Source organism: Hasllibacter halocynthiae (assembly GCF_003003095.1).
GTDB classification, from domain to species: domain Bacteria; phylum Pseudomonadota; class Alphaproteobacteria; order Rhodobacterales; family Rhodobacteraceae; genus Hasllibacter; species Hasllibacter halocynthiae.
The window spans coordinates 975372-994885 of the sequence record NZ_PVTT01000001.1 but is presented as its reverse complement, the minus strand read 5'-3'; the positions used below and the strand labels follow the sequence as shown (position 1 = coordinate 994885).

Sequence of the window (19514 nt, the reverse complement as noted above, 5' to 3'; positions counted from 1 at the left end):
GATGAACCTGAACGAAGTCACCTATTCGTCCGGCGTGCCCGTGGACGGCTACGGGCCGACCTACTGGACCATCGGCGCGCGGCGTTGGGACGGCGCCGTGCTGATCCTTCCGACGGGTCCCGCGCGCTGGACGCCGGGCGACGCGGCCCCCTTCCTGGCGGCGGCCGAGATCATCGACGTGCTCCTGCTGGGGACGGGCGCCCGGATCGCGCATGCGCCCCACGACTTCCGCGCCGCGCTGGAGAAGGCTGGCGTCGGGGTCGAGGTCATGGCCTCGCCGCAGGCCGCGCGCACCTACAACGTCCTTCTGGGCGAGGGGCGGCGCGTCGGCGTCGCGCTGATGCCTCTGGACTGAGGGGTCCGGATCGGGTCCACCGGCCCGCGATGCTGACCGTCACGGACCTCGCCCTCCGAAGGGGCCTCTTCGCCCGCATGCTGGAGGGTGTCTCGTTCCGCGTCGGCCGGGGCGAGGCCCTTGTGCTGCGGGGCCGCAACGGGATCGGCAAGACCACCCTCCTGCGGGCGGTCGCGGGCCTCGGGCGGATCGAGGCGGGGCGGATCGAGGTCGATCCCGACGCTGTCGCCTTCGCGGGCCATCTCGACGGGCTGAAGCCGTCCCTGACCGTCGCCGAGAACCTGTCCTTCTGGGCCCGCGTCCATGGCCGGCCCGGCGGACGGCAGGACTTGGTCGGCGCGCTCGCGGCGCTGGACCTCGCGGGGTTGGAGGATCGCGCCGCCGCCGACCTCTCGGCCGGGCAGCGGCGGCGGGCGGGGCTGGCGCGGCTGCCGCTCCTAGCGCGGCCCTTCTGGATCCTAGACGAGCCGACGGTCACGCTCGACGCGGTGTCCGTCGCCCTCTTCGAGGGGCTGCTCGCGGGCCATCTGTCGGGCGGGGGCGCTGCGCTCCTCTCCTCGCACTTGCCCGTGGCCGGCGCGCGCGAGCTGGACCTTGGGCCCTTCGTGCCCGCCCCCGTGCCGACCGGCGCAGAGGAGCGCTGGTGATCGCGCTTCTCCTGCGGGACCTGCGCCTTGCGGTGCGGGCGGGGGGCGGCTTCGGGCTGGCGCTGGCCTTCTTCACGATCCTCGCCGTTCTCACCCCCTTCGCGGTGGGGCCGGAGACCCCGCTCCTCGCGCGGATCGCGCCGGGCGTGCTGTGGCTGGGCGCGCTGCTCGCATGCCTCCTGTCGCTCGACCGGCTGCTCGCGCTCGACGCGGCGGACGGCACGCTGGAGCTTCTGGCCGTCGCGCCCCTGCCGCTGGAGGGGGCCGTGGCCGCGAAGGCCGCGGCGCACTGGATCGTGACCGGCCTGCCCCTGGCGCTGCTGGCGCCGGTGCTCGGCGTGCTGCTCTCGCTTCCGGGGCAGGGGGCTTGGGTGCTGACCCTCTCGCTGGGGATCGGCACGCCTGCGCTGTCCTTCATCGGGGCGTTCGGCGCCGCGCTCACGGCGGGGGTTCAGCGGGGCGGCCTCCTGATGGCGCTGATCGTGCTGCCTCTCTACGTGCCGACGCTGATCTTCGGCGCCGAGGCGGCGGGCCGGGCGGCGCGCGGGGCGGACCCGGCCACGCCGCTGATGCTGCTGGGGGCGGTCAGCCTGGGCTGCGTCGCGTTGATGCCCCTGGCGGCCGCCGCGGCGCTTCGCGTGAACTTGCGTTGAGCGGCGGGCCTCGGCGGATTAGGTGGGGACCATGTCGATCTGGGAATACGCCAACCCCGTGCGCTTCATGGGCTGGACCGGGCGCCTCCTGCCCTGGCTCTGGGGCGGGGCGGCGCTGCTGGTCGTCGGGGGGCTGGTCTGGGGGTTCTTCTTCACGCCCGACGATTTCCGCATGGGATCGACGGTGAAGATCATCTACCTGCACGTGCCGTCGGCCCTCATGGCGATCAACGGCTGGTTCGTGATGGTCGTCGCCTCGCTGATCTGGCTGATCCGGCGGCACCACGTGTCCGCGCTCGTGGCCCGCGCCGCGGCGCCCGTGGGGGCCGTGATGACGGTGGTGGGCCTCGTCACGGGGGCGGTCTGGGGCCAGCCCATGTGGGGCACCTGGTGGGTCTGGGACCCGCGGCTGACCAGCTTCTTCGTCCTCTTCCTCTTCTACCTCGGCTACATCGCGCTCTGGCAGGCGATCGAGGATCCGGACGCCGCCGCCGACCTGACCTCCGTCCTCGCGCTGGTGGGGGGCGTGTTCGCGATCCTCTCGCGCTATGCCGTCCTCTTCTGGAACCAGGGCCTGCACCAGGGCGCGACCCTCTCGCTCGACGCGGAGGAGAACATCGCCGACGTGTTCTGGCTGCCCCTCGTCACGACGATGGCGGGCTTCGGCCTGCTGTTCCTCGCGCTGGTGCTGACGCGGGCGCGGATGCACGTGCGCCTGCGCCGCGCGCGCGCGCGGATGCTGCGGACGCGGGTCGCCTGATGCCCGAACTGGGTAAGTACGCGGCCGAGGTGCTGCTGGCCTACGGGGCCAGCGGCGCGATCCTCGGCGCGCTGATCGCGGTCACGCTATGGCAGGCGCGCGCCGCCAAGCGGGACGAGGAACGCTAGCCGCCGATCGCGGAGGTCCGGCGTCCCGAAGGGCGGCGGGGCGAGGTCCGTTCGAGGGCCTCGCCCCTGGCCGTCACTCCGCCGCGACGGGTTGCTGGGCGAGGTTGCGCAGCACGTAGTGCAGCACGCCGCCGTTGCGGATGTAGTCGAACTCGATCTCGGTATCGACGCGCAGCTTCAGCGTGATCCCCTTCGTCGAGCCGTCCGCGTAGGTGATCGTGCAGGGCACGTCCGACAGGGGCTTCACGTCCGGCGCCGAGAGGCCGGTGATGTCGAAGCTCTCCTGCCCCGTAAGGCCCAGCGAGGTGCGGGTGTCGCCGCCCGTGAACTCCAGCGGGATGACCCCCATCCCCACGAGGTTGCTGCGGTGGATGCGCTCGAAGCTCTCCGCGATGACGGCCTTCACCCCGAGGAGGGCGGTGCCCTTCGCCGCCCAGTCGCGCGATGAGCCGGCGCCGTACTGCTCGCCCGCGACGATGACGAGGGGGGTCCCCCGTTCCTGCCAGGCCATCGCGGCCTCGAAGATCGAGGTCTGCCCGCCATCCGGCCCGAGGGTGTATCCCCCCTCGACGCCATCGAGCATCTCGTTGCGGATGCGGATGTTGGCGAAGGTGCCGCGCATCATGATCTCGTGGTTGCCCCGGCGCGAGCCGTAGGAGTTGAACTCCCTCGGCTGGACCTGCCGCTCGGTCAGGTAGCGGCCGGCGGGCGTCGTCTCCTTGAAGGAGCCCGCGGGCGAGATGTGGTCGGTCGTCACCATGTCGCCCAGGATGGCGAGGATGCGCGCGCCCTCGACGTCGTCGATGGTGCCGGCCCTCTGGTCCATCCCCTGGAAGTAGGGCGGGTTCTGCACGTAGGTCGAAGAGGCCGGCCAGTCGTAGGTGAGGGAATCGGTCGTCTCGACCGCGCGCCACCTCTCGTCGCCCTCGAAGACCTCGGCGTACTTCTCCTGGAAGGCCTCGCGGGTGACGGTCCGTTCGACGAGGTCCGCGATCTCCTGCTGGTCGGGCCAGATGTCCTTGAGGAAGACGTCGTTCCCGTCCTTGTCCTTGCCCAGCGGCTGCGTGGTGATGTCGACGTTCATGTCGCCCACTAGCGCGTAGGCCACCACGAGGGGCGGCGAGGCGAGGTAGTTGGCCCGCACGTCCGGGCTGATGCGCCCCTCGAAGTTGCGGTTGCCCGACAGGACCGAGACCCCGATCAGGTCGTAGTCGTGGATCGCCTCCGATATCTCGGGCGCCAGGGGCCCCGAGTTGCCGATGCAGGTCGTGCAGCCGTAGCCCACGAGGTTGAACCCGATCGCGTCGAGGTCGTCCTGCAGCCCGGCGGCCTCGAGATAGGCGGAGACCACCTGGCTGCCCGGCGCGAGCGAGGTCTTGACCCACGGCTTGCGGTTCAGCCCCAGCTCGCGCGCCTTGCGCGCCACGAGGCCCGCGCCGATCATCACGTAGGGGTTCGACGTATTCGTGCAGGACGTGATCGAGGCGATCACGATGGACCCGTCATGGAGCTGCTCGGTCACGCCGTCGAGGGTCAGGTAGCCCTTGCGGTGATGGCCCGCGTCGCCGGGAACCTCGCGCGGCTCGGGCTGGCCGCCCTCCGCCTCCCAGCGGGCCTGGGCGCGCTCGGTCGTGTCGGGGGCGGCGCGCTGCCCTTCGACGTACTTGCCGAACTCCTTCGCGGCGTCCTTCAGGGGGATGTGGTCCTGGGGGCGCTTCGGGCCCGAGATGGCGGGAACCACGTCGCCCATGTCGAGATGCAGCGTGTCCGTGTAGACCGGATCGTAGTCCGCCCCGCGCCACATGCCGTTCGCCTTGGCGTAGGCCTCGACCAGCTCGACCGTCTCGCGGGGGCGGCCCGTCAGCTCGAGATAGCGCAGCGTCTCGCCGTCGATGGGGAAGAAGCCGCAGGTCGCGCCGTATTCGGGCGCCATGTTCCCGATGGTCGCGCGGTCGGCCAGCGGCAGGCGGTCGAGCCCCTCGCCGTAGAACTCGACGAACTTGCCGACGACGCCGTGCCCGCGCAGCATCTCGACCACCTTGAGGACGAGGTCCGTCGCGGTCGTCCCCTCCGGCACGGTGCCGGTCAGCTTGAAGCCCACCACCTCCGGGATCAGCATGGAGATGGGCTGCCCCAGCATCGCGGCCTCGGCCTCGATCCCGCCGACGCCCCAGCCGAGGACGGCGGCGCCGTTCACCATCGTGGTGTGGCTGTCCGTGCCGACCAGCGTGTCGGGATAGGCGATCGGGGCGCCGTTCTGGTCGGTATCCGTCCAGACGGTGCGGGCGAGGTATTCCAGGTTCACCTGGTGGCAGATGCCCGTGCCGGGGGGCACCACGCGGAAGTTGTCGAACGCGCCCTGGCCCCATTTGAGGAACTGGTAGCGCTCGATGTTGCGCTCGTACTCGCGCTCGACGTTGTGCTGGAAGGCCCGGGGGTTGCCGAACTCGTCGATCATGACGGAGTGGTCGATCACGAGGTCCACGGGGTTCAGCGGGTTGATCCGCTCGGCGTCCCCGCCGAGGGCCACGATCCCGTCGCGCATCGCGGCGAGGTCCACGACCGCCGGCACGCCGGTGAAGTCCTGCATCAAAACCCGGGCGGGGCGGTAGGCGATCTCGCGCGGGTGCTTGCCGCCGCCCTCGGCCCACTGGGCGAAGGCGCGGATGTCGTCGGTCGTGACGGTCTTGCCGTCCTCGAAGCGCAGCATGTTCTCCAGCACGACCTTCAGCGCGGCGGGCAGCCGTTCGAAGTCGCCGAGGCCCGCCTCCTGGGCGGCGGGGATGGAGTAGTAGGCGTAGGTGGAGCCGCCCACCTCCAGCTCGCGCCGAACCCTCGTGCTGTCCTGTCCGACCTGAACCGTCATCTGCCTCTCCTCGTTGCCGGGATGGGGGGATTTTCGCGCCACCCCCTACGCCCGCGGCCCGCGGAGGGAAAGGGCAGGGGCCCGGCGGCGTTGACGCATCGCGCGCGGGCTTGTGAACGGCGGGGACGTGGACGCCGCGGGCGGGCGCGGCCATGGTGCGCCCCTGCGCCGCGCCCTTCCCGCGGCGGCCGACAGCCTAGACGACGGACCCGCCCATGCGCCGCATCGCCCTGATCGCCACGCTCTGCGCCGCGCTCGCCCCTTCGGCGCGCGCCGACGTCCCCGTGGTGGTCGAGCTCTACACCTCGCAAGGATGCAACGCCTGCCCGCCGGCCGACGCCATGCTGGCCGAGCTGGGGCGCGACCCCGACATCGTCGCGCTCGCGCTTCATGTGGACTACTGGGACTACATCGGATGGGAAGACCGGTTCGCCCTTCCTGCGAACGGCGACCGCCAGCGCGCCTACGCCCACGCCCATGGCGGGCAGATGGTCTACACGCCCCAGATGATCGTGAACGGCACGCACGCGGTCGCGGGCAACCGCCCCGGCGAGGTCATGGCCGCCATCCGCGCCGCCGCCGCCGAGGCCAGCCCCGTCGCGCTGGACGCCGAGGCGTCGGGCGGCACGTTGCGCGTGACGGCCCATGGCGGGCAGGGCCGCTACCGGCTGCACATGGCGCGCGTCGATCCCGGCCGGACCGTGGCGATCCTGGAGGGCGAGAACGCCGGGCACACCTTGGGCTACTCGAACATCGTGACGTCGTTCGAGACGCTCGGGGCCTGGGACGCCGCCGAGCCGCTGGTCCACGAGATGCCGCTGCCCGAGGGGCGGGTCGTCCTCCTCCTGCAGGAGCCGGGGCCCGGGCGGATCGTGGCGGCGGCGGTCGCCGGCTAGCGGGCCGCCGCCTTCCAGCGGCGGTGCACCCAGAACCACTGCCCCGGCACCTCGCGCACCAGCGCCTCGAGGTCGTCGTTGAGGTGCTGCATCCGGGCCTCGGGCGTCCCGCCGGGCACCTCGGCGCCGATCCGCACCTCGAAGTCGAGGCCGTTCGGCTGCCGGATCCCGTAGAAGGGGACGAGCAGCGCGCCGTGCCGCCCCGCCAGCTCGGCCGCCGCGACCGACGTGCGCGCCGGGCGGCCGAAGAAGCGCAGGAGCGGCGCGTCGTAGACGTGGAGGTCCGCGAGGATCGCGAAGAACCCGCCGGCCTTCAGGTGCCGGATGATCGCCGCCATCCCCTGCCGCCCCCGCGGATGGACGGGTCCGGCGATGCTCTCCATCGCGGCCTTGTAGTGCGCCTCCACGTAGGGGTTGCGCATCGGGCGGTAGAGGGCGGCGAAGTCCCATCCCGTCCCGGCGATCGCCGCGCGGGCGGCGTTGTAGTTGCCCAGATGCGCCGTGACGCCGACTACGGGCCGGCCCTCGGCGCGCGCTCTCTCCAACGCGTCCGCGCCGGGGCCGGTCAGGGGCAGGTCGCGGACCCGGCGGAGGAAGGGCGCGCCGGCGTAAGTCTCCGCGATGGTGCGGCCGGCGTTGTCTGGCACCTCGCGCACGATGCGCGCGCGTTCGTGCGGCGAGAGCTCGGGCCAGGCGAGGTCGAGGTTGTCCTCGATCCGTCGTCGCCACCCCGCCGCCGGCGCGGCGAGGCGGGCGGTGAGGGCGCCGAATGCCGGGATGCGCCGCTCGTAGGGCAGGGCGGCGGCCGCGCCGAGGGCGGCGCGCAGCCCGGCATCCGTGATCCTCTCCGCGATGCGACCTGCCATTCGCCAGCGCCCCTCTCTGCCCGGGGCGGGGTAGGGGGAGCGCGCCCGGCCTGCAAGCGGGCCCGTCAGGCGGCCAGGGGCGCGAGGCGCAGGTCGCCCCGGGCCGCCATGTCCCGCACCGCGCCCGCGACGACGCGCATGGCGTCCTCTCCGCCCTCGGGGTCGGCCGGGGCCTCGTCGACGGCCTCGCGCAGACGGGTGGCGAGGCGGTCGGGCAGCGCGCGGAGGAGGTGCTCGGCCGCCTCGGCGGCAGGCCCCCCCTCGGCGAGGGCCGCCGCGAGGGCCGCGACCTGCAGGTCCTGAGGGACCTCGCGCAGGAGGGCAGGCACGTCCGCCGCGGCCACCCGGCCCGGAAGGTCCACGAACCCGAACGACACCTCGCGGACCGCGCGCGCGAAGCCCGGCTCGGCCTCGTCGAGGCCGTCGAGCACCTCGCGCCGGAGGCCGAGCGAGCCCGCGTCGAGGATCGCGGCGACCCTGCGGGGCGCCTCCTCAGAAGGGCCGCCGTCCGAAAGCGCGGAAAGCAGCGCGGCCCCCACTTCCGACGCGACCTCGTCCGGCGTCTCCCCCACGTTGCGGATGGCGGCGGCGACGCGGCGGGCGTCGCGCGCCGGCATCTCCGACAGGACCCTGCTGGCCAGAGGCACCGGAAGCCTCGTCAGCGCAAGGGCGGCGGCGGCGGAATGCTCGGCCACGAGCAGGGCCGCGAGGCGTTCGGGGGATTGCTCGGACAACACGTCCCACGGGTCGGCGGCGGGCGGCGCGCCGATCGTCCGGCGCAGCCGCTCGAGCAGCAGGGGATCGGCCCGGCCGGCGAGCAGGCCGATCGCCGAGCCCATGCCCGGCCGGAAGGCGGCGCCGAGGCGTCCGACCTCGCCCGCGAAAGCGGCGACGCCGCCCTCGATCGCCGCGGTCTCGACGGCGCCGAGCGCGGCGAGGCGGTCGGCCAGACGTTCCTGCAGCGGGAGGGGCAGGTCCGCGAGGGGCAGATCATGCCCGCCGTCGAGGGCGAGCCGGACGATCAGGGCCGCGCGATCCGCGCCGCCCATGGCCGGAGGCGGGGCGGGCGGAAGGGTGGCGGCGGGAAGGGACTCGGTCATGGCCCCGTCCTGCCGCGGAAAGATTAAGGCATGGTTAGCCCGTCAGTTCCTCGACGCAGGTGCCGCTGGCGGCGTCGAAGGCGGTGCCCGGCGCGCAGGACACGTTGGCCTCGGTCGCGCCGTGGTCGCACCCGGCCGCCAGCACGGGGCCGGCCACGAGGAGCGAGAGGAGAAATGCGGTCAGTCGGGTCGTCATGGGCGGTCCTCCTGGTTGCGAGAGGGAGGATAGCTGATGCTTACCCTGCGGCAACCGCGACCTCACGCCGCGCCGAACACCCGCTCGAAGATCGTACCCACGTGCCGTGTGTGGTGCGCGAGGTCGAAGAGGTCCTCCAACTCCGCCTCGGAAAGGGCCGCGCGCACCTCCGAGTCGCCCTTCAGCTCGGAGAGGAAGTCGGCCCCCTCCTCCCAGACCTTCATCGCGTTGCGCTGGACGAGGGCGTAGGCGGCCTCGCGGCTGACGCCGTGCTGGGTCAGCGCCAGCAGCACCCGCTGCGAATGCACGAGACCACGGAACCGGTCCATGTTGCGCATCATGTTCTCGGGATAGACGACGAGGTTCTCGATCACCCCCGTCAGCCGCGTGAGCGCGAAGTCGAGATGCACGGTCGCGTCCGGCCCGATCCCCCGCTCGACGGAGGAGTGGGAGATGTCCCGCTCGTGCCAGAGGGCGACGTTCTCCAGCGCGGGCACGACGGCCGAGCGGACGAGGCGCGCGAGGCCGGTCAGGTTCTCGGTCAGCACGGGGTTGCGCTTGTGCGGCATCGCGCTGCTGCCCTTCTGCCCCTTCGAGAAGAACTCCTCCGCCTCCAGGACCTCCGTGCGCTGCATGTGCCGGACCTCGGTCGCGACGTTCTCGATGCTGCTGGCCACGACGGCGAGGGCGGCGAAGAAGGCGGCGTGGCGGTCGCGGGGGATGACCTGGGTGCTGATCGGCTCCGGCCGCAGACCGAGCTTCTCGCAGACATGCGCCTCGACCCGCGGATCGACGTTGGCGAAGGTGCCCACCGCGCCGGAGAGGGCGCCGGTCGCCACCTCCTCCCGCGCCGTTCGCAGCCGCCGCAGGCCGCGCTGCATCTCCGCATGGAAGCGGGCGAAGGTGAGGCCCATGGTCGTCGGCTCGGCGTGGATCCCGTGGGAGCGCCCGATCCGCGGGGTCAGCTCGTGCTCCCTCGCACGCCGCTCCAGCGCGGCGAGCAGCCCTTCCACGTCGGCGATCAGGATGTCCGCGGCGCGGGTGAGCTGGACGTTGAACGTGGTGTCCAGCACGTCCGACGAGGTCAGGCCCTGATGGACGAAGCGCGCCTCGTTCGCGCCGACGATCTCCGACAGGTGGGTGAGGAAGGCGATGACGTCGTGGCGCGTCTCGCGCTCGATCTCGTCGATGCGGGCGACGTCGAACTCGCTGTCCTTCGCCTTCCAGACGGCTTCGGCGTTCTCGCGCGGGATGGCGCCGAGGTCGGCCATCGCGTCCCCGGCATGGGCCTCGATCTCGAACCAGATGCGGAACTTGGTCTCGGGCGACCAGATCGCGGTCATCTCGGGGCGGGAGTAGCGGGGTATCATCGGCGGATGTCCTCTGGCGGGGCGGGCGCGGGCCTCCTAGGACGCGGGCGATGGAGCGGCAACCGGACCTGTGGCGCGGGCTGGATGGGGCCTGGCGCCTGGCGCGCGAGGTCCGGCACGCGGCAGGCGGGACGGTCCGGGCGGAGGGCACCGCCCGGTTCGCCCCCGAAGGCGACGGGCTGGCGGAGCGGGAGGAAGGGCGCGCCGTGCTGCCGGGCGGGTCCGGCATGGCGTTCGAGCAGCGGCGGCTCTGGCGTGCCGAAGGCGGGCGGCTGACGCTCTGGAAGGGCGACGGGACGCTGCTCTGCGTGCTGGACGGGGGCGAGGGCGTGCACGGCTGCCCGCCGGACCTCTACCGCGTGCGGCTGGACCTCTCGGGGCTGCCCTCCGACTGGTCGGCCGAGTGGCGGGTGACGGGACCGCGCAAGGACTACGTGATGGCGACGCGGTACGTCCGCCCGGGCGGGCAGGACCGTCCGACCTTGCCGCTTCCCGGGCGGTGAGGCAGGGAAGGGCAACGGAAACCTTTGGGGGAGGGCCGCGCATGGCCATGACCGACACCGTCCTGATCGAACGCATCGGCCCGGCGGAAGGCCGCGCCCTCTGGGCCAAGCGCGCCGCGGCCGTGGCGCTGGGGGTCGCGATCCTGGCGACCTCCGCCAAGATCAGCGTGCCGATGTGGCCCGTTCCGATCACCATGGGCACCTTCGCCGTGCTGACGCTGGGCGCCGCCTACGGGCCGCGTCTCGGGCTGGCGACGATCCTCCTCTACATGGCGGTCGGCGCGGCAGGCGTGCCCCTCTTCGCGGGGGAGAGCGCCGGCCTCGCCTACATGCTGGGCGGCACGGGCGGCTACCTCCTGGGCTACGTGCTGGCGACGGTGGCCCTCGGCCTCGCCGCGCGCGCGGGCTGGGATCGCAGCACGGGCGGGATGGCCGCGGCGCTGCTGGCGGGCAACGCGCTGATCTACGTGCCCGGGCTGATCTGGCTGAACCAGATGCCCTATGCCGAAGGGTGGTCGTGGACGCTGGCCGCCGGCCTGACGCCGTTCCTCCTGGGCGACGCGATCAAGCTCGTCCTCGCCGCGCTGCTGATCCCGGCGGCGTGGAAGCTGCTGGGCAGCGCACGGGGCTGAGCCGGGCCGCCGCGACGACCTCGACGGGGGCGCCTTCGGGCGCCCTCGTCGCTTCGGGCCCGTCCCGGGCGTTCCAGAGCCGCAGGAAGGTTCCATCCATCCGCTCCGGGCTTTCCGATCGGCGTGGGCGTCCGGCTGCGCTCCGGCGCTCTGGCCGCCCGTACGATGGCCGGCCGGGACGGCATGCCGCCGCACCCCGCGGCCCGCGTCGATCCGCCCGCCGGTGCGGCCGCGACCGCCCTCCACGAGGGGGAGGGGGCCGGGACGGCGCTGGACCTCGATCTGGTCGGTTTCCTGGCGCACCTCGCTCGGCTCGTCGGCCCTGTCTGGCCGAGCTTTTCGGAGATGTTCACGTTCTCGGCGCACGGCGATCTCGTGCCGGGCGACCTCCGCATTCACTGGCTGCGTCTCGACGCCGGCGGCGAGGCCGGGCGGGAATGGCAGCTGTGGCTCCGGGGCGGGGAGGGGCCGCTGCCGGAACCCTCGCTCCTCCGGCGGTGCGACGCGGGCCTCGTCCCCTGAGACGCGAAGGGGCGGCCCGAAGGCCGCCCCGGTCCGCCCGCCCCGCAGGCGTCAGCAGGAGTAGTAGAGCTTGAACTCGACCGGATGGGGGGTGTGCTCGTACATCTCGATCTCCTCCATCTTCAGCTCGATGTAGCCCTCGATCTGGTCGCGGGTGAACACGTCGCCCGCCAGGAGGAAGTCCATGTCCTCCTCCAGCGCCTCGACCGCCTCGCGCAGGCTGCCGCAGACGGTGGGGATGTCCGCCAGCTCCTCGGGGGGGAGGTCGTAGAGGTCCTTGTCGTTGGCCTCGCCCGGCTCGATCTTGTTCTGGATGCCGTCGAGCCCGGCCATGAGGAGGGCGGCGAAGCAGAGGTAGGGGTTCGCCGACGGGTCCGGGAAGCGCGCCTCGACGCGCTTGGCCTTGGGCGACTCGGCCCAGGGGATGCGCACGCAGCCCGAGCGGTTGCGCGCCGAGTAGGCCCGCAGCACCGGCGCCTCGAAGCCCGGAATCAGCCGCTTGTACGAGTTGGTCGAGGGGTTGGTGAACGCGTTCAGGGCCTTGGCGTGCTTCAGCAGCCCGCCGATGAACCACAGCGCCTCGTCCGAGAGATCCGCGTACCTGTCCCCCGCGAAGAGCGGCTGACCGTCCTTCCAGATCGACATGTTGACGTGCATGCCGGTGCCGTTGTCGCCCGCGATGGGCTTGGGCATGAAAGTCGCGGACTTGCCGTAGGCGTGCGCGACGTTGTGGATGACGTACTTGTACTTCTGCAGCTCGTCGGCCTGCTTCGTGAGGCTGTCGAAGATCAGGCCCAGCTCGTGCTGGCAGGACGCGACCTCGTGGTGGTGCTTGTCCACCTTCATGCCGATCCGCTTCATGGTCGACAGCATCTCGGAGCGGATGTCCTGGCCATCGTCGATCGGGTTCACGGGGAAGTAGCCGCCCTTGACGCCGGGGCGGTGGCCCATGTTGCCCATCTCGTAATCGGTGTCGCCGTTCCAAGAGGCGTCGACAGCGTCGACCTCGTAGCCGACCTTGTTGATCCCGACGGCGATCTTCACGTCGTCGAAGAGGAAGAACTCCGCCTCGGGGCCGCAGAAGAACGTGTCGCCGATGCCGGAGGACCGCAGGTAGGCCTCGGCCTTCTCGGCGGTGCCGCGGGGATCGCGGTCGTAGGGCGCGCCGGTGTCCGGCTCGACGACCGAGCAGTGCAGCGCCAGCGTCTTCTCGGCGTAGAACGGGTCGATGTAGCCGCTGCCGAGGTCCGGCATCAGCTTCATGTCCGACTCGTTGATCGACTTCCATCCGGCGATGGAGGAGCCGTCGAACATGAAGCCCTCCTCGAGGAAGTCCTCGTCGACCTGATCGGCCATCACGGTGACGTGCTGGAGCTTGCCGCGCGGGTCGGTGAAGCGGATGTCGACGTATTCGACCTCCTCGTCCTTCAGGGTCTTGAGAACGTCGCTCTTGGACATGATCGGTCTTTCCTCGATGGTTGGCTGTCTGGTCCGGCGGGCCCCGGTCGCCCGGTCAGAGGGCGTCCTCGCCCTCCTCGCCGGTGCGTATGCGGATCGCCTGATCGACGGTGCTGACGAAAATCTTGCCGTCGCCGATCTTGTCGGTCCGCGCGGCAGCGGTGATGGCCTCGAGCGCGGGATCGACCTGCTCGTCCCCGACCACGCACTCGACCTTCACCTTCGGAAGGAAGTCGACCACGTACTCGGCCCCGCGATACAGTTCGGTATGGCCCTTCTGGCGGCCGAACCCCTTCACCTCGACGACCGAGAGACCCTGGACGCCGACGTCCTGAAGCGCCTCCTTCACCTCGTCGAGCTTGAAGGGTTTGATGATGGCCTCGATCTTCTTCATGTCCCGCCTCTCGCCTTCGGGGCTTTCACGCGCCCTGCCTTTTCGCAACCGCACCTGCCTGCCGCGGCCGGCGGGGGGCAAGCGGATTCGGGCGGAGGCGATGCGCGAACGGGCACCGTGCCCGTTTTTTGTGCGGCTGGCGAACGCTGGCCCCGAGCGGCCGGGGCCGATAGGCCGCCCCCATGACCGAAGTGCTGACCGCCGACCGGATGCGCACCCTCGAGCGCGAGGCCATCGAGTCCGGCCGCGTCACCGGCCTGGAGCTGATGGAGCGCGCCGGGAAGGGCGCCGTCGAGGCGATCCTGGCGGAGTGGCCCGAGCTGGAACGGCCCGGGCCGGTCGGGGGCGACCGGCGGGCCGTGGTCCTCTGCGGGCCGGGCAACAACGGCGGCGACGGGTTCGTGGTGGCGCGGCTGCTGCGCGAGCGGGGGTGGCAAATCGACGCCTTCCTCTGGGGCGACCCGGAGCGGCTGCCACCCGACGCGCGGACCAATCATGACCGCTGGGCCGCGACGGCCCCGATCCGTCCGCTCGACGAGGATGCATGGGGCGCGGCGGAGGGCTGGACGGGGGTGGACCTGATCGTCGACGCCCTGCTGGGCATCGGGGCGTCGGGACCCTTCGCGCCGCCCGGGCCGGCGGGCTGGCTCTACCACCGCCTCTTCGAGGACGGGTACTGCGGCACCGGCGTGATCTCGCGGCCGTATTGCGTCTCGCTCGACCTGCCCTCGGGCATGGAGGCCGACACGGGCGCGACGGAGGTGCCGCCCGGCGCGGACGGCTCGGTCATGGCGCATCTCACCGTCGCGTTCGGCGCGCCGAAGCCGGCGCATCTACTCGCGGAAGGGGCTGCCGGGTGCGGCAGGATACGCCTCGTCCCGATCGGTCTCGACGCGGAAGCGGCGGACCCGGGGCTTCGCTGGGTGCGGGCGCCGCTGCCGGACCCGGGGGCCGTCCGGCGGCTCGCGGCGAAGGTCGCGGACGACGGTTGGTGCGCCCCCGCCGGCCACAAGTACGACCACGGCCACGCGCTGACCCTCTCCGGCGGCATGGGCCGCGGCGGGGCGGCCCGGCTGGCCGCGCGGGCGGCGCTGCGGGTCGGGGCGGGGGCGGTGACGCTCGCGTGCCCGCCCTCGGCGCTGATGGAGAACGCGGTGCGCCTGCCGGACGCGGTGATGGTTCGGGCGCTGCGGGACGCCGGGGCGCTGCGCGAGGCGCTGGGGGACCCGCGGATCAACGCGCTCTGCCTCGGACCGGGGTTCGGCACGGGCGAGCGGGAGGCGGCGCTGCTCGACGCCGCGCTCGATCCGGGGCGGGAGGGGCCGCCCGCGCTGGTCCTCGACGCCGACGCGCTGACGATCCTGGCCTCGAACGAGGCGCTGCGGGCGAAGCTGCGGCCGGCCGATGTCCTGACCCCGCACCCGGGCGAGTTCGCGCGCATCGCCCCGGACCTCTCCCAGCGCCTGCGGGAGGACGCGGGCTTCTCCAAGGTCGACGCCGCGCGCGAGGCCGCGGCGCGGCTGGGGGCGACCGTCCTCCTGAAGGGCCCCGACACCGTGATCGCCCGCCCGGACGGGCGCGCAGCGATTCACGCCGCGAACGGCGACCGCGCCGCGCCCTGGCTGGCGACGGCGGGCGCCGGGGACGTCCTCGCGGGGATGATCTGCGGGCTGATGGCGCGGGGGCTGGACGGGTTTGACGCCGCCTGCGCCGCCGCATGGCTCCACGTGGAATGCGCGTTGGCCTTCGGGCCGGGGCTGACGGCGGACGATCTGCCCGAGGCGCTGCCGGCGGTCCTGGCGCGGCTGTCGCAGGGAACCTGAGGCGCCGCCCGCGCCGGCGGCGGCGGGGCGCAAGGCACGGCGGGACGGGCAGGTCCACGCCGCCGCGGGCCTGCCCGCGCGATGCGTGGCCTTTTCGCCCTCGCATCCCGGCGCCGCCCTTGCTAGAGGGCGCGCGATCGGCGTCCCGGACCCCCGGCGGCGCCCCGCGGATGTGGCGGAATTGGTAGACGCACTTGGTTTAGGTCCAAGCGCCGCGAGGCGTGGGGGTTCGAGTCCCTTCATCCGCACCAGACACAGTGGACCAGCCCCCGGCGGGCGACAGAGAAGGCAGGTCATACCCATGCAGGTCACCGAGACCCTGAACGACGGGCTGAAGCGCGGCTACGAGATCACCGTTCCGGGGTCCGAGCTCGACGAGAAGGTCACGCAGAAGCTCCAGGAGGCGCAGCCCGAGGTGCAGATGAAGGGCTTCCGCAAGGGCAAGGTACCGCTGCCGCTTCTGAAGAAGCAGTTCGGCCCCCGCCTGATGGGCGAGGCCATGCAGGAGACCGTCGACGGTGCCATGTCGAAGCATTTCGAGGAGACGGGCGACCGCCCCGCCCTCCAGCCCGACGTCAAGATGACGAACGAAGACTGGAAGGAGGGCGACGACATCGTCGTCTCGATGACCTACGAGAAGCTGCCCGACATCCCGGAGGTCGACTTCGGCGACGTCGAGCTGGAGACCCTGAAGGTCGCCGCCACCGACGAGGCCGTGGACGAGGCGCTGGCGTCGCTGGCCGAGACCGCGCAGACCTTCGAGGCCAAGGAGGGTGCGGCCGAGGACGGCGACCAGGTGGTGATCGACTTCAAGGGCTTCGTCGACGGCGAGCCCTTCGAGGGCGGCGAGGCGGAGGACTACCCCCTCACGCTGGGCTCGAACTCCTTCATCCCGGGCTTCGAGGAGCAGCTCGTCGGCGCGACGGCCGGCGAGGACAGGGAGGTGAACGTCTCCTTCCCCGAGGACTACCAGGCCGAGCATCTCGCCGGGAAGGAGGCGCGCTTCGAGGTCGCGGTGAAGGAGGTCAAGAAGCCCGCCAAGGCCGAGGTCGACGACGAGCTGGCCAAGCGCTTCGGCGCCGACGACCTGGACGCGCTGAAGACGCAGATCCGCGAGCGGCTGGAGGCCGAGTATGTCGGCGCCGCCCGTCAGGTCACGAAGCGCCGCCTGCTCGACGCGCTGGACGGCAAGGTGGACTTCGACCTGCCCCCCTCGCTGGAGGAGGCCGAGGCCAAGCAGATCGCCCACCAGCTCTGGCACGAGGAGCACCCGGAGGTGCAGGGCCACGACCACGGCGAGATCGAGGTCACGGACGAGCATCGCAAGCTCGCCGGGCGCCGCGTGCGGCTGGGCCTCCTGCTGGCCGAGGTGGGCCGCAAGGCCGAGATCCAGGTCTCGGACGCCGAGATGACGCAGGCGGTGATGAACCAGGCCCGCCAGTATCCCGGCCAGGAGCGGCAGTTCTTCGAGTTCGTCCAGCAGAACGCCCAGGCGCGCCAGCAGATCCAGGCACCGCTCTTCGAGGACAAGGTCGTCGACTACGTGCTCGAGCTGGCGAAGGTCGACGAGAAGGAGGTCTCCAAGGAGGAGCTGCAGGAGGCCATGGAGTCCCTCGAGGACGCCTGAGGTCATCCGATCCTTCGGGACGATCCGTGCGGGGCCCTTCGGGGCCCCGTCTTTCGTTCGGGCCACCGATTCCTGCCTTGGGCGCTGTGACCTTCGGGCCCAGGGCCGTTACCTAAGGTCAGTTAACATAGGACAATCGGTTCGGCATCGGGCAGGCTGCCGCGGTTCGTAACAGAGGGATTCGAACCGAATGAAGATTTTGCTCATCTCCGCTGCCATGGCCTTGGGTCCGGCGGGCTTCGCGGCCGCCTGCCCCTACATCGCCGAGGGCGCCGAAAGCCACGATCTGTCTGCCGGCGAGCTGGCGGAGGGCGTCGTGCTGGAAGTCGTGGCCGGCGGACCCTACCGCGCTGAGGACTGCGTGCAGACCCGGACCGATCCCGCGCGGGGCTACGTGGCCGGGCGGCCGGACTTCTCGCTCCACATGCCGCCGTTGGAGGGGCGGCGCCTCGCGATCTCGACGCGCGCGGGATGCGACACGACGCTGCTGGTCAACACCGGTGGGGTGAACTGGTATGCGGACGACGACGACGGGGGCGGGTCGAACGCGCTCATCTCGCTCACCCGGCCGTCGGACGGGCGCTACGACGTCTGGGTCGGAACCTACGATTCCGGCCTCTGTCCCGCGCAGCTGATCGTCCGCTTCTACTGACGGACCCGCCGGCGGGCGGCGCGGGCGCCGTCTGGAACCGCGGGGTCCGGGGGTCCGTTCGGCCTGCATGATCGCAACGACCCTCGCCGCCGCCTTCGCCTTCGCCGCGATCCACGTCTTCATCGGAAAGCTCAGGTTCCTCGACGGAACGCCGCGCTCGCGCTGGCTCTCGGCGGCGGGCGGGGTCGCGGTGGCCTACGTGTTCGTGCACCTCCTGCCGGAGCTGGCCGAGCACTCGGACACGCTGATGCACCTCGTCGCCGGCGGCGGCCCCGGGGGGCACGGCCCCGCGGTCGGCTGGGCGGTCGCGCTCGCCGGTCTCGCGGCCTTCTACGGCCTCGAGCGCATGGTCCGCCTTCACGGCGCCGAGGACGAGCACGGGCACATGCCGCCGGGCGCCTTCTGGCTGCACCTGTCGTCCTTCGCCCTCTACAACGTGCTGATCGGCTACCTCCTCCTCCACCGGGAGGAGCCGGGCTGGGCGCCGCTCCTGGCCTATGTCGCGGCGATGGGGGTGCACTTCGTCACCAACGACTTCGGCCTGCGGAAGGACTATTCGCATCGCTACGACACGGCGGGCCGGTGGGTGCTGGCGGGTGCGGTGCTGCTGGGCTGGGTGCTCGGGGTCGCGGTCGATCTGCCGGAATGGGGCATCGCGGTCCTCTTCGCCTTCCTCGGCGGCGGCGTCGTGCTGAACGTCCTGAAGGAGGAGCTGCCCGAGGAGCGCAAGAGCGCGTTCGGCCCCTTCCTCCTCGGCGCGGCGCTGTACGGGGCGGCGATGCTGTTCCTCTGACCCCCATGGGACGCCCCCGCAAGGGGCGTCCCATGGGGGCGGCGATCAACCGTCCGAAGGGCTGACGCGGATCACGCTGCCGTTCTCGAAGTCGGTGAGGATCAGGAAGGACCCGTCCTCCATGACCTCGACGTCGCGCACCCGGCCGATGTCGCGAAGGAGGCGCTCCTCCTCCTCCACGAGGCCCTCGTCGTCGAGCGAGAGGCGCACCACGCCGCCCGGGTAGAGCGAACCGACGAGGATGTCGCCGTTCCAGTCGGAGAAGGCGTCGCCTTCGTGGAAGTCCATGCCGGAAGGCGCGATGACCGGATCCCAGAAATAGACCGGCTGCTCGAACCCTTCGCCCGACGCCTCGCCCGAGCCGACGGGGTCGCCGCCGTACTGCTCGCCGTAGGAGACGACCGGCCAGCCGTAGTTCAGCCCGGCCTCGGGGCGGTTCAGCTCGTCCCCGCCCGCGGGGCCGTGCTCGATCGTCCAGAGGGTGCCGTCGCCGTCGATCGCGGCGGCCTGGAGGTTGCGGTGGCCCAGGGACCAGATCGTGTCGATCCCGTCCTCGCCGACGAACGGGTTGTCGTCCGGCGCCGTCCCGTCGAGGCCGACCCGGATCACCTTGCCGTAGGTCTTGTCGCGATCCTGGGCGTAGTCCCGCTCCTCCTGGGTGAAGTGCTCGCCTGTCGTGACGAACGCCGTGCCGTCGCCGGGGAACACGATCCGGCTGCCGTAGTGCATGGGCGTGGGGGAGGGCGGCGCCTGCACGAAGATGTCCCGCACGTCCGAGACGGAGGCGAGGTCGTCCGCCAGCACCATGCGCGCCGCGGCGGTGGCCGACATGTCCCCTTCGAGCGGCTTGGCGTAGGTGACGTAGATCGTGCGGTCCTCGTCGAAGGTCGGGCCGATCGCGACGTCGAGAAGGCCCCCCTGCTCGCGGGCGAGGACCTCGGGGGTGCCCTCGATCGGCTCCGAGAGGGTGCCGTCCTCGGACAGGTGGCGCAGCGCGCCCGACCGTTCGGTCACCAGATAGCCCGCGCCCCCCGGCAGCACGGCGATGCCCCAAGGATGCTCCAGCCCGCCGGCGAGCGTCTCGGTGCGCGGCTCGACCTCCGAATTGGCGAGCGGCGCGCGGAACTGGGCGTCGAAGGCCGGCGCGAAGTCGGTGTTGCGCTCGCCCCAGGTGAAGGTCTGCGCCGCGGCCCCGAGGGGCAGGGCGGCGAGGATGACGGCGTGGCGGATCATTGGCGGGAACCTCCCTTGGTGGTGCGGAGGGGCACCTAGC

The 19514-nt window shown here is 72.1% G+C and carries 21 protein-coding genes and 1 tRNA gene; 14 read left to right on the top strand and 8 right to left on the bottom strand.

Annotated elements, in window-relative coordinates; genetic code table 11:
- Nucleotide 1 precedes the first annotated feature (1 nt).
- From BCF33_RS05050 to ccmD, 5 genes are read left to right on the top strand one after another with little or no spacing between them, the layout of a single operon-like run.
- Nucleotides 2-355 (top strand): Mth938-like domain-containing protein, encoded by a 354-nt coding sequence (locus BCF33_RS05050; protein WP_106160220.1) that lies wholly within the window; start codon nt 2-4, stop codon nt 353-355.
- A gap of 29 nt (nt 356-384) precedes the next feature.
- Entirely contained in the window at nt 385-1002 is a 618-nt protein-coding gene (gene ccmA / locus BCF33_RS05045) for a heme ABC exporter ATP-binding protein CcmA (protein WP_106159789.1), read from the top strand.
- On the top strand, nt 999-1655 hold the full coding sequence (ccmB, locus tag BCF33_RS05040; RefSeq protein WP_106159788.1) for a heme exporter protein CcmB: 657 nt from the start codon (nt 999-1001) through the stop codon (nt 1653-1655). Before ccmA ends, ccmB begins: the two co-directional genes overlap by 4 nt.
- A 31-nt stretch (nt 1656-1686) precedes the next feature.
- A complete protein-coding gene (locus BCF33_RS05035; RefSeq protein WP_106159787.1) occupies nt 1687-2415 on the top strand; it encodes a heme ABC transporter permease in 729 nt (242 codons plus the stop codon).
- Complete coding sequence (gene ccmD / locus BCF33_RS05030; RefSeq protein WP_106159786.1) at nt 2415-2543, top strand: heme exporter protein CcmD; 129 nt, start codon at nt 2415-2417, stop codon at nt 2541-2543. The genes BCF33_RS05035 and ccmD overlap by 1 nt, the downstream gene beginning before the upstream one ends.
- A gap of 73 nt (nt 2544-2616) precedes the next feature.
- On the opposite strand, the gene acnA is transcribed toward ccmD, so the two are convergent.
- Nucleotides 2617-5409: an aconitate hydratase AcnA gene (gene acnA / locus BCF33_RS05025; RefSeq protein ID WP_106159785.1), complete on the bottom strand. Its 2793-nt coding sequence runs from the start codon at nt 5407-5409 to the stop codon at nt 2617-2619.
- 215 nt (nt 5410-5624) lie between these two features.
- Here acnA and BCF33_RS05020 point away from each other — a divergent pair, with 215 nt between their 5' ends.
- A complete protein-coding gene (locus tag BCF33_RS05020; RefSeq protein ID WP_106159784.1) occupies nt 5625-6305 on the top strand; it encodes a DUF1223 domain-containing protein in 681 nt (226 codons plus the stop codon).
- On the opposite strand, the gene BCF33_RS05015 is transcribed toward BCF33_RS05020, so the two are convergent.
- From BCF33_RS05015 to purB, 4 genes are all read right to left on the bottom strand, one after another.
- Nucleotides 6302-7171 carry a lysophospholipid acyltransferase family protein gene (locus BCF33_RS05015; protein ID WP_106159783.1) on the bottom strand — a complete coding sequence of 290 codons (870 nt, stop codon included), beginning with the start codon at nt 7169-7171 and terminating at the stop codon, nt 6302-6304. The genes BCF33_RS05020 and BCF33_RS05015 overlap by 4 nt on opposite strands.
- A 65-nt stretch (nt 7172-7236) precedes the next feature.
- The gene (locus BCF33_RS05010; RefSeq protein WP_106159782.1) at nt 7237-8271 is read right to left on the bottom strand and encodes a FliG C-terminal domain-containing protein; all 1035 of its coding nucleotides are present in this window, start codon (nt 8269-8271) and stop codon (nt 7237-7239) included.
- Between the two features lie 34 nt (nt 8272-8305).
- The gene (locus BCF33_RS05005; protein ID WP_106159781.1) at nt 8306-8467 is read right to left on the bottom strand and encodes an adenylosuccinate lyase; all 162 of its coding nucleotides are present in this window, start codon (nt 8465-8467) and stop codon (nt 8306-8308) included.
- A gap of 62 nt (nt 8468-8529) precedes the next feature.
- A complete protein-coding gene (gene purB / locus BCF33_RS05000; protein WP_106159780.1) occupies nt 8530-9837 on the bottom strand; it encodes an adenylosuccinate lyase in 1308 nt (435 codons plus the stop codon).
- Between the two features lie 50 nt (nt 9838-9887).
- Between purB and BCF33_RS04995 the strand changes: the two genes are divergently transcribed.
- The 3 genes from BCF33_RS04995 (at nt 9888) to BCF33_RS04985 (ending at nt 11494) form a co-directional block, all read left to right on the top strand.
- Nucleotides 9888-10340, top strand: a complete 453-nt coding sequence (locus tag BCF33_RS04995) for a DUF6314 family protein (protein WP_106159779.1) — start codon at nt 9888-9890, stop codon at nt 10338-10340.
- Nucleotides 10341-10387: 47 nt separating this feature from the next.
- Nucleotides 10388-10972: a biotin transporter BioY gene (locus tag BCF33_RS04990; RefSeq protein WP_106160219.1), complete on the top strand. Its 585-nt coding sequence runs from the start codon at nt 10388-10390 to the stop codon at nt 10970-10972.
- Nucleotides 10973-11155: 183 nt separating this feature from the next.
- On the top strand, nt 11156-11494 hold the full coding sequence (locus BCF33_RS04985) for a hypothetical protein (protein WP_146132783.1): 339 nt from the start codon (nt 11156-11158) through the stop codon (nt 11492-11494).
- Between the two features lie 51 nt (nt 11495-11545).
- Here BCF33_RS04985 and glnA read toward each other — a convergent pair whose 3' ends face one another.
- The gene (gene glnA, locus BCF33_RS04980; RefSeq protein ID WP_106159777.1) at nt 11546-12952 is read right to left on the bottom strand and encodes a type I glutamate--ammonia ligase; all 1407 of its coding nucleotides are present in this window, start codon (nt 12950-12952) and stop codon (nt 11546-11548) included.
- Between the two features lie 55 nt (nt 12953-13007).
- On the bottom strand, nt 13008-13346 hold the full coding sequence (locus tag BCF33_RS04975; protein ID WP_106159776.1) for a P-II family nitrogen regulator: 339 nt from the start codon (nt 13344-13346) through the stop codon (nt 13008-13010).
- 182 nt (nt 13347-13528) lie between these two features.
- On the opposite strand from BCF33_RS04975, the gene BCF33_RS04970 reads away from it, so the two are divergent.
- From BCF33_RS04970 to BCF33_RS14305, 5 genes are all read left to right on the top strand, one after another.
- On the top strand, nt 13529-15169 hold the full coding sequence (locus BCF33_RS04970; RefSeq protein WP_106159775.1) for an NAD(P)H-hydrate dehydratase: 1641 nt from the start codon (nt 13529-13531) through the stop codon (nt 15167-15169).
- 166 nt (nt 15170-15335) lie between these two features.
- Nucleotides 15336-15420 (top strand) — tRNA-Leu (locus BCF33_RS04965).
- A gap of 50 nt (nt 15421-15470) precedes the next feature.
- Nucleotides 15471-16796 (top strand): trigger factor, encoded by a 1326-nt coding sequence (gene tig / locus BCF33_RS04960; RefSeq protein WP_106159774.1) that lies wholly within the window; start codon nt 15471-15473, stop codon nt 16794-16796.
- A gap of 190 nt (nt 16797-16986) precedes the next feature.
- The gene (locus BCF33_RS04955) at nt 16987-17448 is read left to right on the top strand and encodes a hypothetical protein (protein ID WP_106159773.1); all 462 of its coding nucleotides are present in this window, start codon (nt 16987-16989) and stop codon (nt 17446-17448) included.
- Nucleotides 17449-17515: 67 nt separating this feature from the next.
- Complete coding sequence (locus tag BCF33_RS14305) at nt 17516-18241, top strand: hypothetical protein (protein WP_106159772.1); 726 nt, start codon at nt 17516-17518, stop codon at nt 18239-18241.
- A 45-nt stretch (nt 18242-18286) separates the two neighbouring features.
- On the opposite strand, the gene BCF33_RS04945 is transcribed toward BCF33_RS14305, so the two are convergent.
- On the bottom strand, nt 18287-19474 hold the full coding sequence (locus tag BCF33_RS04945) for a PQQ-dependent sugar dehydrogenase (RefSeq protein ID WP_106159771.1): 1188 nt from the start codon (nt 19472-19474) through the stop codon (nt 18287-18289).
- Nucleotides 19475-19514 lie beyond the last annotated feature (40 nt).

What these genes read in the sequence shown, in the direction of transcription:
- ccmD (WP_106159786.1), top strand. Translation starts at nt 2,415, where the DNA reads ATGCCCGAACTGGGTAAGTACGCGGCCGAGGTGCTGCTGGCCTACGGG.
- BCF33_RS14305 (WP_106159772.1), top strand. Translation starts at nt 17,516, where the DNA reads ATGATCGCAACGACCCTCGCCGCCGCCTTCGCCTTCGCCGCGATCCAC.
- acnA (WP_106159785.1), bottom strand. Translation starts at nt 5,409, where the DNA reads ATGACGGTTCAGGTCGGACAGGACAGCACGAGGGTTCGGCGCGAGCTG.
- BCF33_RS05035 (WP_106159787.1), top strand. Translation starts at nt 1,687, where the DNA reads ATGTCGATCTGGGAATACGCCAACCCCGTGCGCTTCATGGGCTGGACC.
- BCF33_RS04985 (WP_146132783.1), top strand. Translation starts at nt 11,156, where the DNA reads ATGCCGCCGCACCCCGCGGCCCGCGTCGATCCGCCCGCCGGTGCGGCC.
- BCF33_RS04975 (WP_106159776.1), bottom strand. Translation starts at nt 13,346, where the DNA reads ATGAAGAAGATCGAGGCCATCATCAAACCCTTCAAGCTCGACGAGGTG.
- BCF33_RS04990 (WP_106160219.1), top strand. Translation starts at nt 10,388, where the DNA reads ATGACCGACACCGTCCTGATCGAACGCATCGGCCCGGCGGAAGGCCGC.
- BCF33_RS04970 (WP_106159775.1), top strand. Translation starts at nt 13,529, where the DNA reads ATGACCGAAGTGCTGACCGCCGACCGGATGCGCACCCTCGAGCGCGAG.
- BCF33_RS04945 (WP_106159771.1), bottom strand. Translation starts at nt 19,474, where the DNA reads ATGATCCGCCACGCCGTCATCCTCGCCGCCCTGCCCCTCGGGGCCGCG.
- BCF33_RS05050 (WP_106160220.1), top strand. Translation starts at nt 2, where the DNA reads ATGAACCTGAACGAAGTCACCTATTCGTCCGGCGTGCCCGTGGACGGC.
- BCF33_RS04995 (WP_106159779.1), top strand. Translation starts at nt 9,888, where the DNA reads ATGGAGCGGCAACCGGACCTGTGGCGCGGGCTGGATGGGGCCTGGCGC.
- purB (WP_106159780.1), bottom strand. Translation starts at nt 9,837, where the DNA reads ATGATACCCCGCTACTCCCGCCCCGAGATGACCGCGATCTGGTCGCCC.
- ccmA (WP_106159789.1), top strand. Translation starts at nt 385, where the DNA reads ATGCTGACCGTCACGGACCTCGCCCTCCGAAGGGGCCTCTTCGCCCGC.
- BCF33_RS05020 (WP_106159784.1), top strand. Translation starts at nt 5,625, where the DNA reads ATGCGCCGCATCGCCCTGATCGCCACGCTCTGCGCCGCGCTCGCCCCT.
- glnA (WP_106159777.1), bottom strand. Translation starts at nt 12,952, where the DNA reads ATGTCCAAGAGCGACGTTCTCAAGACCCTGAAGGACGAGGAGGTCGAA.
- BCF33_RS05005 (WP_106159781.1), bottom strand. Translation starts at nt 8,467, where the DNA reads ATGACGACCCGACTGACCGCATTTCTCCTCTCGCTCCTCGTGGCCGGC.
- BCF33_RS05015 (WP_106159783.1), bottom strand. Translation starts at nt 7,171, where the DNA reads ATGGCAGGTCGCATCGCGGAGAGGATCACGGATGCCGGGCTGCGCGCC.
- BCF33_RS05010 (WP_106159782.1), bottom strand. Translation starts at nt 8,271, where the DNA reads ATGACCGAGTCCCTTCCCGCCGCCACCCTTCCGCCCGCCCCGCCTCCG.
- tig (WP_106159774.1), top strand. Translation starts at nt 15,471, where the DNA reads ATGCAGGTCACCGAGACCCTGAACGACGGGCTGAAGCGCGGCTACGAG.
- BCF33_RS04955 (WP_106159773.1), top strand. Translation starts at nt 16,987, where the DNA reads ATGAAGATTTTGCTCATCTCCGCTGCCATGGCCTTGGGTCCGGCGGGC.